The organism is Candidatus Koribacter versatilis Ellin345 (genome assembly GCF_000014005.1).
In the GTDB taxonomy this organism is placed as follows: domain Bacteria; phylum Acidobacteriota; class Terriglobia; order Terriglobales; family Acidobacteriaceae; genus Korobacter; species Korobacter versatilis_A.
In genome coordinates this window covers 852,666-866,456 of sequence record NC_008009.1, presented here as the reverse complement: position 1 = coordinate 866,456, position 13,791 = coordinate 852,666, and the positions used below count along the sequence as shown (strand labels likewise).

Sequence of the window (13,791 nt, the reverse complement as noted above, 5' to 3'; positions counted from 1 at the left end):
CTATGGGAATGGGTCGGACGTGCCGTGGCAAGGTGCTTAACAGCAACCAGGGCGCCTTGGCCTTCCCCACCGGGGTGTTTCCTACGTTAACCATGGCTTTCCCCGATTGCTTTCCCCCAAACAAGATGGTAACTTCGCTGACACTCAGCCACTCTGGCCGCTAGGAAGAACCCATGCATATTGATGACCTGCTTCGTATTGCGATGGAGCGAAAGGCTTCCGACTTACACCTCAAGGTCGGCAACTATCCGCACATCCGCATCGATGGCGAGCTGGTCCCCCTCACCGATCAACCGCGTATCTCCGCCGAAGACATGCTGAATATGGCGTTCAGCATGATGTCGAACCGGCAGAAGCAAAAGTTCAAGGAGAACGCCGAACTCGATATGGCCTACGGTGTGGCCGGCCTCGGACGCTTCCGTGTGAACGTCTTCCAGCAGCGCGGCAATGTCGGCGTGGTACTGCGCGTGATTCCGACGAAGATCCGCAGCCTCGACGAGCTTTACCTGCCTCGCATTATCGAAGGAATTTGCGACGAGCAGCGTGGATTGGTGCTGGTAACGGGCGTCACTGGTTCCGGTAAGTCGACGACCCTGGCCGCCATGATCGACCGAATCAACTCGACGCGGCCGGAACACATCATCACGATTGAGGACCCGATCGAATTTCTGCATCGCGATAAGAAGGGGTTCGTCAACCAGCGCGAAGTGGAAGTGGATACGCCGAGTTTCGCGTCGGCGCTGCGCGCCAGCTTGCGTCAGGATCCTGACGTGATTCTCGTCGGCGAAATGCGCGACCTGGAAACGATCCAGACTGCACTGCACGCGGCTGAAACCGGTCACATGGTGTTCAGCACGTTGCATACGCTAGACGCGGTGGAAACCATTAACCGTATTATTTCGGTCTTCCCGCCGCCGGAACAGAAACAGATTCGTTTGCAATTAGCGGCGACGATGCGCGCGATCATCAGCCAACGCCTGATGCGCCGCGCCGATGGTGCGGGCCGAGTGCCTGCGGCCGAAGTGCTTATCTCTACGGCTTATATCCGCGAAGCGATCATCGTTCCGGAAAAGACACGCAGCATCCGCGAAGCACTGGCGGCCGGCACTTCGCAGTACGGCATGCAGACCTTCGACCAGTCGCTCTACGACCTCTACACACAGGGCCTGATCACCTACGACACCGCGCTCGAAAACGCGTCGAACCCCGACGACTTCAAGCTGCGGGTTCAGGGTATTTCGGGTACGGCAGAAGCCGCTCGAGAAGAGATGCAGCAGCACGGATTCACCACCGGATTCGGCGGCGGGCAGGGCCCGGGACGATAAAAGCAAAACCTTTCAACACGAAGGGCACGAAGTACACGAAGGATTTCTGAGTTGCAGTGAAACCTTCGTTTCCTTCGTGCCCTTCGTGTTTATGGATTTAACCTTTCGCTTTTTGTACGCCTTCCGCTACACTAGCGCCGTGGCTTTCAAACGCCCAGCCCGTAAGGATTACACCGAGGAATCGCTGTATGAGTACGCTATTGGGGCGCTAGGCCGCCGGATGCGCTCCGTTGCTGAGATGAAGCGGCTCATGCGTCCGAAGGTGGCACATCAGGAAGACGGTGACCGCATGGTGGAAGCGGTCATCGAGCGGCTGAAGCAGCAAAAGTATCTCAACGACGCGCGCTACGCCGAGACGTATTCCAACAATCGAAAGGAAAATCAGAAGTTCGGGCGACTGCGGGTTACCACGGACCTGAAGGCGCGGGGCGTGCATGGCGATGTGATCGACGCCGCAATGAAAACGACCTATGGCGACACCGACGAGGTCGAACTGGCGAAAAAATTTGTGCAAAGGAAGAGGATCAAGCCGCTGGATCCGAAAGATCAGAAAGCTGCGGCGAGGATCTTCCGGACGCTGCTGCGAGCGGGATTCAGCAGCCGCAGTGCGTACCGCGTGCTGAATGGGATGAAGGCCGACGCCGAGATTTTAGCGGCACTGGAAGCGGAAGCCGCAGAGGCAACGGAGACACCGGAGAACGAATGAGCGACCGTCACGAGAAAGCCATCGCACACCTGTCGAAGGTGGACAAGAAACTGGCGAAGCTGATCGCCAAGTGTCCGCCGTGCGCGATCAAGCCGAATTACATGCAAAACGTCTTCGAGGCGCTGATGGAGTCGATCGTGTATCAGCAGCTCTCGGGCAAAGCGGCGGCAACGATTCTGAATCGCGTGAAGGCACTTTACTTTCCACCGGACACGCCGACGCATGACACGCGTCATGGTAAAGCGCTTCCCTTCCCCACGCCGGAGCAACTGCTGGCGACACCGGATGAGACGCTGCGCTCGGCGGGACTTTCAGGGAACAAAACGAAATCGGTCAAAGATCTGGCGGCGAAGACGATCGATGGGACGGTGCCGGACATCGCGACGATGAAGAAGATGAGCGATGACGAAATCATCAATCACCTGACGCAGGTGCGCGGGATCGGGCGCTGGACGGTGGAGATGATCCTGCTGTTCAACCTCTTCCGCAAAGATGTGTGGCCGGTTGACGATCTCGGCGTGCGCAAGGGATATGGGTATTTGCACGGGATCGAGATGCCGAAGCCGAAAGAGTTGATGGCGCTCGGTGAGGTGTACAAGCCGTATCGCAGCGTGGCGGCCTGGTACATGTGGCGAGCTTGCGAGACATGCAAGCCGGCGGCAGAAGAAAGAGCGAAGGCAAAGACTCCGGCGAAAAAGAAGATGGCCGCGAAGAGCAAATCTCCTCGCCGCGCTGCGCGCTCCTCGCAATGACAGGAGAGAGCGGCTCGTTTACGAAATTGTCATCTCGGTTCACCGACGTGGACCTGGTGCCGGAATGTGCTCTAGTCACCGGTAGCTCCACGAAGTAAATTTAGTCGTCTTCCTAATCACAATAAGACAGGACTTATGGGCCGACTTCGTGGTCGCGCTAATCGCGCACGATTCTTTCTTCTCAGTCTCGCAATGGTTCTGCTTTGTGCTGCTCTGCAAGGTTGTGGGTCCTCGGGTGGCTCCGGAGGCGGCGGAAACGGTGGCGGTGGAGGCGGCGGCGGAACACCGCCTCCTACGGTTTTCGAAGAGAACCAGAAGACTGGTACTACGGACTGGCAGATCACGAAGGCGGCGATTCATCAGATCGAGGGGTATGCGTCTGCGCCCAGCGTTGCGCGGGGCGGCACAATCAACTTCCTGATCAGTACGACGAGCTCGTCGTACACGCTGCAAGTCTTTCGCATGGGTTGGTACGGCGGCAAAGGAGGACGCTCGGTGCTTGATCCGGTAACGCTGACTGGAACCGAGCAGACGCAGCCCACGATGGATCCGACAACAGGCTTGGTGGAGTGCAACTGGACATCGAGCTATACGCTGCAAACAGGAGGGGAGTGGGCGAGCGGCGCGTATCTTGCCAAGGCGACCACCACGGATACGAACCTGCAAACCTACATCGTGTTCGTGGTCACGGACCCGACGACGCACTCCGACCTTCTCTATAACATTCCGTTCTTCACCTACGAGGCCTACAACGCGTGGGGCGGAAAGAGCCTGTACGACTTCAACAGCACGGACACAGTCGCAGCGGTAAAAGTGTCGTTGAACCGGCCTTTCATCGGCATTGTGGAGCCGGGCGATGGCGACCTGCTGCTGCACGATCTGGACATGATTCGGTTCCTGGAGAAGCACGGGTGGGACATGACGTACACAACCGACGTCGAGCTTAATGCGGGCACAATCAAGTTCGGACAGTACAAGGCGTTCATTACGGGTGGGCATCCTGAGTACTGGACAAAAGAAATGCGCGACCACATCACGGCCGCACGAGATGGCGGGACGAACCTTGGATTCTTCACCGGCAACGAGATGTTCTGGCAGATCCGACTGCAGCCGAGTTCGGTTTCGAGCGCTGCTAACCAAACCGTCGTCTGCTACCGATCGGCAGCGACGGACCCAGATGCGTCGAGTTCTACAACCGAGTCGTTGACCACGGTGCGGTGGAGGGATGAGCCCGTGAGCAATCCCGAGCAACGTGTGCTCGGCGCGATGTACAACGGCTCTCTCTATACACCCGCGGACCTCGTGGTAAGCGATGCGAGCTCATGGGTGTTCGCCAATACCGGACTTGAAAACGGTTCGCACGTTCCGCTGGTGGTGGATGGCGAGATGGATTCCGACCTGGGCTTTGGTCCGGCGAACCTTAACATTGTGGCGCAGTCACCGGCGGTGGTCATCGCACTCGGAGTGCTCTACAACCGCAACGCCGACATGACGTGGTACCAGGCATCGAGCGGAGCGATTGTGTTTGAAGCGTCGTCAATGCGGTGGTCGTGGGGGCTGGAGCCATTCGTGTCGTACCATGCGAGACCGGCGGCGACGAGCGCGGCGATGCAGCAGATCACGACGAATGTATTGGAAAAATTTGGAGCGATGCCGAAGTCGTAGCGCGTCTACGCGTGCATGGGACGGCCGGCGTTGTGGCGTGCCGGAATCGTGCGGCTGTGGCGCTGCTTACCGGCCTTTTTCGGAGGAGGCGGCGCTAGCGGACTTGCCAAGACGGGCAGCGCTATCGACAGCAGCAACATCGCGAAACTAAGCTTGAGAAGTCTGAACATAGGTGGGAAACAACCACCATCAATCTACCAGACTTCCCGCGAAATTCCGCTGTTACTTTAGTGGGTGTGCGACATCTGCCGTTCGACCGACCAGATCTGGGACTGGTCGGCCTCGTTCGGATAGACGTGTACCATCCAGCCAAAAACGTGATCGCGGAAGGTGCCTCCGGCGGCGGTGCAGGCTTTTTCGTCGGAAATGGAGCCATTTAGCCCGAATTTCGGGTGGGCGCCGGTGATGTCCGACCAGCCATTCCACGGTGGAATGCACAGGTTTGTGTGCATGTGCCATTGCGCGATGCTCAACGGCGCGCGCTGGTTGAGTTGGTCTTCGGTGAAGCGGAAAGGCGCGGTGTACATGACGCCGACGAGACGGTAGCCGTCCTTGGTGGGCTCGTAGAGCAGCGACGTCGGGTGGTCGGGGTTGAACTTGAATTGGGCCTCGATGGCATAGCTGCCGTTGGTGAAGTGGTACATCGGCTGCTTGAACTCGGGATGGAAGGGCTTAAAGCCATCGGCCTCGGCCCGGCGATAATCGGTGTATCGCGACATGACATTTTTGGCGGCGAGCGCAATGGCGTCGGCACGCTGCTGGTCGCCGGAGGCGGGCGACCGCAGGGTGGTCATACGCATGTGCGCGCTCATGTGCATCTCGTGCATCGACATGCCATCGTCCGACATGTTGGCCATGTCGTGCTGGTCGGCTTCCTGGGCGTAGGCGACAGAGAGTAGAGCGAAGGAAAGAGCTGCTAGTTGGAGAAGACGGTTCACGGCTGACCTCACACGATACTAGAACCCGGTGTGAGTGGGGGGAGTGTCGAGAAATGTCAGGAACTATTCGCTTCCACGTCGGAGCGCCACATTGCGAGTGAATGAGTAGGGATCGCAGGGCTCGTCAGGCCAGCCTTTGCAAGATGAGTTCGCCAATTCGGAAAGCCTCTTGATGTCGGTTGCCTGGATAGTTTCAGTTACCTCACAACGCGATCTATCCAAAGTAGTGGTTCCGATCGCTTTCAGATAATCCGCGAGCGCGGCGGCCTCTACGAGAACTTTTCCCGATCCGGCCCAGTGACGGTCTTGCCCGTTCTTCTTGACGCCGGAGACCCAGAACGACTCGCCGGTTTCCATGTCGACGTAGTTCCCACCCGAATTTCCACGCCGCTGCCCTTTTAGTTTCATCAAGCCGCGACCATTGAAGTACAACGTCCGACCAGTCTTGGATGAAGTGACGTAGCCGATCCAAGCGGGACCGTTGTCGGAATGGCCGCTCTTTAGCTCGATGTAGCGAAGAAGCTTCACGGGTGGGAGTTTGCCATAGGAAGGCTGCTTGATCAATTGAGGTTGGGGGGAAATACCGTGGTAGAATCTGGCCGACGATATGCTCGCAGCCAGCAATTCCGTTTCGCACGAAGTGCGGTTTCCTATTCGGGTAAGAGGTTGGCTTTTAGCAATCAGCCCGTTTCTTTGGCTGCCGCTCTATGCTCTGGATGATCGCGGATCGTTGACAGTAATTCTCGGAGTCGTCGTCGGATTCTTCTTCGCCCTTGAACTAAAGACATATGCTCGCGAACGAAGTATTGTCGCCGCACCCGAAACGGTTGTGGGTGAAGTTGCTATCTCAGAGTCGAAGCCATCGAAATACAAAGTCGGGTATCGTTTCACAGCTCGTGACGGCCGTGAGTATACCGGCACATCAAACGCGTTCGGAGGCCATAAGCTTGCTTTGGATGGCCAGAAACTGATGATCGTTTATCGCCAGGACCAGCCGTGGCAGAGCTGTCCCGCATCCGACTTTTCCTTCTATCAGACAATTCAGAATTGAAGCTGGCTCTCGAAACGACAATTACTCATCGTTTCTAAAACGCGTTGCCCCGCGACCGTGCCGGTGCGCACGCAATCCGGCACGCCGATGCCGCGAAAGGCGTTGCCGGATAACGCGGGGCGGGATGATTGTGAAGCTCCGCCATTGGCTCCGTCACGAGGTGGCGGGATGGCTGACGAGCGCCGGTGCGTGGTTGGGCTGACGGCGCAGCAGCAAGTAGAAAGCCGCGATGTGGGTGATCATCAGCAACGGCACGTACAGGACGGGGATTACGTAGGCGGAGCCCATCTGGCCGGGGTTCGTCGCTACTCCTAACTGAATGGCGTGGTAGTAGTCCATGAGCAGGTCCACGACTCCCACGAGGTTGAACGCTACCACGAACACCCAAAAAAGGCGTCGAACGCGGAACGTGAGGAGCGCCAGGATGGCGAGCAGACCTGTCGCCAGGTCCCAGTAGGCGGCAAAGGAGCCGAACTGGGCCGGCAGGTTGGGGCCGACGACCCCGGGAAGAATAAAGACGAGTCCGAAGATGCGGAAGCTGTGCAGAGTAGCGATCGCGCGTTGCGCGGCGGCGGCGTCCATAGCTTTCAGCTTGGGCATGGCGTACGCGCCAAAGCAGAGAAGCCACGCGACATAACCTAAGATGAGTTGCACTCGGAAGATGGTTTCGGGGGACATTTTGTGCTCCTTTCTAAAGTGTGGGTGGTGGCGGTTACTGGCTGAAGTCAGGGATCGCGCTTTGCTGTCAGCGTTGCGCTGCTGGGCCAATCAACATCCGCAGCGGCATGAACGGTCCGAGAGCGACATATTGGTGATCCAATAGTTGCTGTTTGGAGAGCGGGAGCGATTCGACAATTGCTTTTGCCTCATCCTCACTCGTGGCGTCGATGATGAAGACGACGCCTCTTCCGTCGCCGCGCGAATACCATTGGCGGATCTTTCCGTCGAGGTAGAGCTGGGCGGTTGCGCGGACCTCGTCCGGCATGACCGCGATGATTTGTTGAAAGGTAACGCCCTGCTTCGGGGTCTCGATAACCAGGACTTCGGTGGTTTTCGGGACGGGCGGGTTGGTCATGCCTGAGGTAGCGCCGGATTGCGATTGGGCGATCACTGCTGCGGGGAGCAGCGTCATAAGCAAAGGAAGCGTGAAATTCATAGACTTCTCCTGGTGTGGTTGAATGGTTTCGTTTAAGAGTACGACCGTACTCTTATCAGGCAAAAAAAGAGTTACCTCTCGGCAAAGGACTTTATGAAAAAGCTCCTCGCCTGCATCAACATCTGGTCTCGTTTTTGTGGAGTGGAGGCAAGGCGCGCCATCATCAGTACGCCGGCCATGCTGGAAAACAGTAACCTGCACTTTTCCACTTTTTCTTCACGCGAGTGGCCAGGGACAAAGGGCAGCAGTCGCTCGCGATAGGCGTCGAGTGAAGCTTCGATCCGTTTGCGCACAGACAATGGTTTTCTGGAGAACTCGGGCCCGAGTGCAGAGACCACGCAACCCATTCCAGGGGAAGCCGCGTGGCGGGGACTCAGGTAATGCTCGATCATGGCGCGAAGCTCCTGCCCCTTGGGAGCTGACTTTGCAACCTCGACCATTCCCGATCCCATTTGCTCGAATGCGCGGGCTACGGCTTCGACAAACAGATCGTCCTTGCTCTCAAAGTGGCGGTAGAAGCCGCCCTTGGTGAGGCCTGCCTTTTTCATGACGGTACCGACGCCGCTGGTGTCTCCGCCGTATTCGCGGAAGGAGCGAGCGGCTACGGAAAGAATGTTCTCGTGACTTTGCGCTTTGTGTTCGGGCGAGTAACGCATGACGAAAGAGTACGACTGTCATCTTATGTGAGTCAAGGTCCGAGGCGATTTTTGGCGGGACGAATGGCTACTGGCTATTTGCGATGGTCGAGTACGGATTGCGCCGCGACGGTTCCTGTTCGCACGCAGTCCGGCACGCCGATGCCGCGGAATGCGTTGCCGGCTACGGCGAGGCCGGGGATGGCAGCAATGGCTTTCTCGATGCGATCGACACGGTCGAGGTGGCTGAGGGGATATTGCGCCATGGCGCCGCGCCAGCGGTAGACGCGGACGAGCTTGGGCTGCGCTTCTAGGTGGACGATTTCGCGTAGCTCGCGCTGGACGATGGCCGTGATCTCTTCGTCGCTTGATTGCAGGATGGCAGCGTCGTTGGCGCCGCCCATGAAGCAGCGCAGGACGCCTTTGTCGGGCGGGGCGCGGTGCGGGAACTTGTTGTGGACGAAGGTGCAGGCGCGCATACGGCGGCCTTCGGTGCGCGGGACGAGGAAGCCGTGTCCGCCGGGAAGGGATTTGAGGTCGGCCATGTCGTAGGCGAGGATGACGGTGGCGGAGGAGCTGTAGGGGATGGCGGCGAGATCCTCGGATAGATGGTTATCGATATTTGCAAGTAAGCGGCCGGCGATGTTGGCGGGCGTGGCGAGGATGATCGCGTCGAAGATTTCGGCATTAGCAGGGGCTAAAGCCCCATTTTCCATAGGAGCGGTTTCGGCAGCGCTGAAGCGCTGCCCTGATACAAAGCCTTGAGCGGAGCTGAGCGTCAAGTAGTACTTGCCGTCGCGTTTTTCAATGGATTCGACGGCCGTGTTTAGCGTGAGGCACTCGGACGGAAGTTTCGCGAGTACGGCGTCAACCATTTGCTGCATGCCGTTACGGAGAGAGGTGAAAAGGGGCGGCTTGGGCTTGCCTGCCATCGCCGCTTTCATTTTTTTATTGGCGACGAGCATGGCGCGGCTTAGGCTGCCGTACTTCGCTTCCATTTCGACGAAGCGCGCGAGAGTGGCGCGGACGCTGAGCTGGTCGGTATCGCCGCCGTAGATGCCGGAGAGCATGGGGTCGGCGAGGCGGTCGACCATTTCGCGGCCGAAGTGGCGTTCGACAAACGCGGCCACGGTTTCGTCACCGTTCATGGGACGCGGCGGGTGCATGAGCTCGCGCGCCATGCGAAGCTTGGTGCTCCACGAGAAGAGCGGGCTGAACGCGGTGGGCAGAATTTTCGTGGGGACGAGGAACATGAGGCCGTCGGGAAGCGAGATGAGCTTCCCCTTGTTGACGATCCAGGTTTTGCGGTCATTGTCGTTGGAACCGATGAGCTGGTCGCCGATGCCGAGTTCGCGACAGAGCGCGGCGGCCCACGGCTTCTCGGAGACGAACGAGTCCGGTCCGGCTTCGATCACGCAGCCATCCACGATCTCGGAGTAGCAGGCGCCGCCGAGGCGGTTGCTGCTCTCGAAGAGCGTGTACTCGACGTCAGCGCCTTTTGCGCGTTCTTTTTCGAGTGTGTAAGCGGCGCTGAGGCCGGAGATTCCGCCGCCGATGATCGCGATGCGCATGCTCAGACCGTGACTGCCTGCGCGGCGAGGCGCTGGCGGACGATGTCGGCAATGGCCTGTGCGAAGGTAGCGGAGTTATTGAGCGATTCGGCGCGCCAGATCTTCATGCCGAGCTTTTCGGCAAAGTCGCGGAAGCCGATGTCGATGTCGTAGAGAACTTCGACGTGGTCGCAAACGAAACCGATGGGCTGGAAGAAGACGCCGCGATGGCCTTCTTTGGCGAGGCCTTCGAGCGTGCTCTCTACCGTTGGGCCGCGCCACGTACCGCCCGACATGCCCTGGCTCTGGAAGGCGAATCGCCAGACTGCATCTTTCAAGCCGAGGCCTTTCGCGACGAGAGCGGCGGTTTCGCGCGTTTGCGCCTCGTAGGGATCGCCTTCGGTGATGGTGCGCTCGGGGACACTGTGCGCGGTGAAGATGCGCGGCAGATCGTGGCTGGCTTCGGCGCGCGCTTTTTCGTATCCGGCGCGGTGATTTTCGGCGAAGGCCTGGATGAGCAGCGGGTGATCGTGCCAGCTCTCCACGAAATCTACCGTGAAGGGCGGATTTTTCTCCATCAGCGCCTTGCGGTAAAGGCCGACGCTGGTGCGCGAGTTTTGTGGCGCGAGGCAGAGGGCGACGCAGTGCTCGATGCCATCCTGCTTCATTTGCTCGATGGTGTCGGCGACGAACGGATGCCAGTTGCGCATGCCGATGTACGTCGAAACACCGGTTTCGCGTTGGACGCCGGTTTGTTGGCCGACGGTGTGGCAGCGTAGCGGAGAGATACCGATGAGGCCGTAACGGTGCTGGACTTCTTTGACCACGGATTCCGGTAGGCCGCGACCACCCGTTACGTACTTCATGTACTCGGGTATGTCGGCGACGTTCTCGGGGCTGCCGTGGGCCAGCAACAGGACGGCGTTCTTCGTCATTCGCGCGGGCCTACCAACTGCGAAGAATATTCATGCACGAACTTGGCAAGGTCCTTCACGTTCTGAACGGGCGTGTGCGGAAGGATGCCGTGTCCGAGATTGAAGATATGACCGGGGCGCCCGTCGGCCTGCTTGAGGATGCGCTCGGCGCGCGACTTGAGCTCGGGCCACTCGGCGAAGAGCAGCACCGGATCGAGATTTCCCTGTATCGCGACGCTGTGTTCGAGGAGGCTCCAGCCTTGGTCGAGCGGCACACGCCAGTCGAGGCCGATCACCTCCGCGCCGGTTTCGCGCATGGAGGGCAGCAGCGTGGCGCTGTCAGTACCGAAGTAGATGATCGGAACTCTCGTCGAGTGCTGGAGAGCCTTCACCAGTTCGGTGGTGCGTGGCAGGACGTAGCGGCGATAGTCTTCGACGCTGAGGCAGCCGACCCAGCTATCGAAGATCTGAATGACGTCGGCGCCAGCTTTTACCTGGTCGGCGGTGTATTCGCTGAGGACGGCGACAAGTTTGCCGAGAAGCTCGTCCCACGCGTGGGGCGAGTTGTACATCAGTTTTTTGACTTCGAGGTAGTTGCGCGAGCCGCCGCCTTCAATCATGTAGCTGGCTAGAGTGAATGGCGCACCGCAGAAGCCGATGACCGGCAGCTTCGAGCCGAAGTGATCGCTGACTTTCTTCACGGCTTCCGCGACGTAGCCAAGATCGTGGGCGCGATCGGTGCGGAGGCGCGTGATGTGCGCGGCATCGCGGATCGGCACCTCGATCACCGGGCCTTCGCCGGGCGAGAAGTGGAACGGAAGTCCCATGACTTCGAGAGGAAGAAGCAAGTCGGCGAAGATGATGGCCGCGTCCACGTTGAGGGCTTCGGCGGCGGTGATGGTCACTTCGGCGGCGACGTCAGGCTTCTTGCAGATTTCGACCAGCGAATACTTCTCACGGACGGCGCGGTATTCGGACATATAGCGTCCGGCCTGGCGCATAAACCAAACGGGGGTGCGCTCAACGGGCTGACGCTTGCAGGCGCGGACAAAGAGGGAGTTAGGGGCTGCCATACGCCATTGAATCTAACAAATTCGGCGCACAGCGTCTTGTGATTCGGGTCACAAAGAGCCGGGGGGCAAAGGGGGACACGGCGAAAGATCAGGAAACTGCAGCCGGAGAGCGGCGGTCCGCGGGCTCGGGAAGCCTGGCAGCAGGGAGATTGAGGGTAAAAACCGTCTCGCGGTTTTCCTGGTTGCTGCGAACTTCGATCGTGCCCTGATGTTTCTTGACGATGGACTGCGAGACCCAGAGCCCGAGGCCACTACCCTTCTCTTTCTTGGTAGTGAAAAACGGTTCGAAGATTTTCCCGGCCAGTTCGGCGGGAATGCCGGGGCCGTTATCGCAAATCGAGAGGAGGACGCGCTCGTTGGCGGCGGAGACGGAGCGGCTGCCCTGGATCTGGAGATGCCCGCCGTCGGGCACGGCGTCGAGAGCGTTGTCGAGCAGATTCTCGAGCACCTGGCGCAACTCACCCGGATAGCCTTCGACGAAAAAAGGTTCAGGTAAGGCGCTATCGACGTGGACGTTCTTTAGCTCGAGCTTCGAGCGCTTGGCGCGGAGAACGCTGGCGACGACTTCGCGAAGACTGACGAGCAACGGCACCTTGGACTCGCGGTAATACACCAGGGTCTGCCGGGTGATCTCTCCCGCGCGCTGGACCTCTTTCAAAAGCAAAGCGGCGAGATTAGCAGCCTCGGAATCGAGACCTTCATGGATGGAGAGCAGGTACGAGAGGTTGGTGATGGCCTCGAGTGGATTGTTGACTTCATGCGCGAGGGTCGCGGCGAGGCGTCCGGCGGCAGCAAAGCGTTCCTTCTCGATGATTGCGGCCTCGGCGATTTTGCGGTCGCTGATGTCACGCAGAATCTTGGACCCGCCAATCACGGTGCCGCGTTCATCGCGAATGGGGGAGACGGTCAAGGAGACGTCGATGCTCTCGCCATTCTTCTTCCGCCGCCGAGTCTCGTAGTGATCGATCCGCTCTCCGGCGCGCAGGCGGGTAATAATACCGGGTTCCTCGTGCTGAAGTTCGCGCGGAATGATACGTAATACGGACTGTCCGATGATCTCTTCAGCGGTGTAACCGAACAAGCGCTCCGCGGCGGCGTTCCAACTGGTGATGACGCCGTCGAGGTTCTTCGAGACGATGGCGTCGTCCGAAGACTCGACGATCGCGGCGAGAATGCTCCGAACGGTCTGGAGGCGGCGCTTTTCGGAAATATCGCGAGCGAACTTCGAGGCGCCAATCACGCGGCCAGACGAGTCGCGGATCGGGGAAATTGTGACTGAGACTTCCAAGCGGCGCCCTGATTTATGAAGGCGATGGGTCTCATAATGTTCCATGCGGTGCCCGGCGCGGATTTTGGAAAGAATCACCGGCTCTTCGTGCTGAAGTTCGGGGGGAATAATGGCGAGAATGGAGCGTCCGATGATGTCTTCGGCTTTATATCCGAAGAGGCGCTCGGCGGCGGCATTCCAGTCCGTGACGACACCGTTGAGGTCCTTGGCGATGATGGCGTCGTCCGAGGACTCGACAATCGCGGCGAGCCGGGCACGGACCGCCTCGTCCCGCCGCTTTGCGCTCAGTTCCCGAGCAATCATGGCCGCGCCGAGCATGCGGCCTTCGCGGTCTCGAATGCCGGAAAGCGTAAACGATACATCAATGCGTCCGCCACCTCGCTGCAAACGTTGGGTTTCGTAGTGCTCGATACGCTCGCCCCGGGCAATGCGCTCGAAGTTCTCTGCGTGCTCGGCATGCAGTGAAGGGGGAATGAGCAGCAGGACTGATTGGCCGAGGATTTCGTCGGCGGAGTAGCCGAACATTTTCTCGGCAGCAGGGTTCCAGGTGTTGATGGTGCCTTGGGTGTCGGTACCAAGAATGGCGTCATCGGACGAGTCCACGATGGCGGCGAGGCGCACGACGCTCTCTTCCGGATTTAAAGGCTTGAAATTCTGAGACATCTCAACGATTGCTTAGACCCTTGAATTATCGATATACGATATTCGCGGCCAAGATGGAACGGTGTTAGGAGTGAG

At 59.0% G+C, this 13,791-nt stretch carries 15 protein-coding genes; 5 read left to right on the top strand and 10 right to left on the bottom strand.

Features of this window, described 5'->3' with window-relative positions; all coding sequences use genetic code 11:
* Positions 1-173: 173 nt before the first annotated feature.
* The 4 genes from ACID345_RS03610 to ACID345_RS03595 all read left to right on the top strand — a co-directional run bounded on the left by ACID345_RS03610 (position 174) and on the right by ACID345_RS03595 (position 4,448).
* Complete coding sequence (locus ACID345_RS03610; protein ID WP_011521511.1) at positions 174-1,325, top strand: type IV pilus twitching motility protein PilT; 1,152 nt, start codon at positions 174-176, stop codon at positions 1,323-1,325.
* A gap of 139 nt (positions 1,326-1,464) precedes the next feature.
* Positions 1,465-2,031 carry a regulatory protein RecX gene (locus ACID345_RS03605; RefSeq protein WP_041856236.1) on the top strand — a complete coding sequence of 189 codons (567 nt, stop codon included), beginning with the start codon at positions 1,465-1,467 and terminating at the stop codon, positions 2,029-2,031.
* Positions 2,028-2,783 carry a DNA-3-methyladenine glycosylase family protein gene (locus tag ACID345_RS03600; RefSeq protein ID WP_011521509.1) on the top strand — a complete coding sequence of 252 codons (756 nt, stop codon included), beginning with the start codon at positions 2,028-2,030 and terminating at the stop codon, positions 2,781-2,783. The genes ACID345_RS03605 and ACID345_RS03600 overlap by 4 nt, the downstream gene beginning before the upstream one ends.
* Positions 2,784-2,975: 192 nt before the next feature.
* On the top strand, positions 2,976-4,448 hold the full coding sequence (locus tag ACID345_RS03595; protein WP_041855405.1) for a N,N-dimethylformamidase beta subunit family domain-containing protein: 1,473 nt from the start codon (positions 2,976-2,978) through the stop codon (positions 4,446-4,448).
* A 5-nt stretch (positions 4,449-4,453) separates the two neighbouring features.
* Here ACID345_RS03595 and ACID345_RS26805 read toward each other — a convergent pair whose 3' ends face one another.
* The 3 genes from ACID345_RS26805 to ACID345_RS03585 all read right to left on the bottom strand — a co-directional run bounded on the left by ACID345_RS26805 (position 4,454) and on the right by ACID345_RS03585 (position 5,914).
* Positions 4,454-4,618 carry a hypothetical protein gene (locus ACID345_RS26805; RefSeq protein ID WP_187148935.1) on the bottom strand — a complete coding sequence of 55 codons (165 nt, stop codon included), beginning with the start codon at positions 4,616-4,618 and terminating at the stop codon, positions 4,454-4,456.
* A gap of 57 nt (positions 4,619-4,675) precedes the next feature.
* Complete coding sequence (locus ACID345_RS03590) at positions 4,676-5,386, bottom strand: hypothetical protein (protein ID WP_011521507.1); 711 nt, start codon at positions 5,384-5,386, stop codon at positions 4,676-4,678.
* A gap of 63 nt (positions 5,387-5,449) precedes the next feature.
* Entirely contained in the window at positions 5,450-5,914 is a 465-nt protein-coding gene (locus tag ACID345_RS03585; protein WP_041855404.1) for a hypothetical protein, read from the bottom strand.
* 79 nt (positions 5,915-5,993) lie between these two features.
* Here ACID345_RS03585 and ACID345_RS03580 point away from each other — a divergent pair, with 79 nt between their 5' ends.
* Positions 5,994-6,437 (top strand): DUF3592 domain-containing protein, encoded by a 444-nt coding sequence (locus tag ACID345_RS03580; protein WP_041855403.1) that lies wholly within the window; start codon positions 5,994-5,996, stop codon positions 6,435-6,437.
* 153 nt (positions 6,438-6,590) lie between these two features.
* Here ACID345_RS03580 and ACID345_RS03575 read toward each other — a convergent pair whose 3' ends face one another.
* From ACID345_RS03575 to ACID345_RS03545, 7 genes are all read right to left on the bottom strand, one after another.
* Positions 6,591-7,115, bottom strand: coding sequence for a hypothetical protein (locus ACID345_RS03575; RefSeq protein ID WP_011521505.1), 525 nt, complete (start codon positions 7,113-7,115; stop codon positions 6,591-6,593).
* 67 nt (positions 7,116-7,182) lie between these two features.
* On the bottom strand, positions 7,183-7,593 hold the full coding sequence (locus ACID345_RS03570; RefSeq protein ID WP_011521504.1) for a hypothetical protein: 411 nt from the start codon (positions 7,591-7,593) through the stop codon (positions 7,183-7,185).
* Between the two features lie 71 nt (positions 7,594-7,664).
* Positions 7,665-8,249 (bottom strand): TetR/AcrR family transcriptional regulator, encoded by a 585-nt coding sequence (locus ACID345_RS03565; RefSeq protein WP_011521503.1) that lies wholly within the window; start codon positions 8,247-8,249, stop codon positions 7,665-7,667.
* Positions 8,250-8,323: 74 nt separating this feature from the next.
* Positions 8,324-9,799, bottom strand: coding sequence for a protoporphyrinogen oxidase (hemG, locus tag ACID345_RS03560; protein ID WP_011521502.1), 1,476 nt, complete (start codon positions 9,797-9,799; stop codon positions 8,324-8,326).
* A gap of 2 nt (positions 9,800-9,801) precedes the next feature.
* Entirely contained in the window at positions 9,802-10,713 is a 912-nt protein-coding gene (hemH, locus tag ACID345_RS03555; protein WP_011521501.1) for a ferrochelatase, read from the bottom strand.
* Positions 10,710-11,765: a uroporphyrinogen decarboxylase gene (hemE, locus tag ACID345_RS03550; RefSeq protein ID WP_011521500.1), complete on the bottom strand. Its 1,056-nt coding sequence runs from the start codon at positions 11,763-11,765 to the stop codon at positions 10,710-10,712. The genes hemH and hemE overlap by 4 nt, the downstream gene beginning before the upstream one ends.
* Positions 11,766-11,853: 88 nt before the next feature.
* On the bottom strand, positions 11,854-13,716 hold the full coding sequence (locus ACID345_RS03545) for a PAS domain-containing protein (protein WP_011521499.1): 1,863 nt from the start codon (positions 13,714-13,716) through the stop codon (positions 11,854-11,856).
* Between the last annotated feature and the right edge of the window lie 75 nt (positions 13,717-13,791).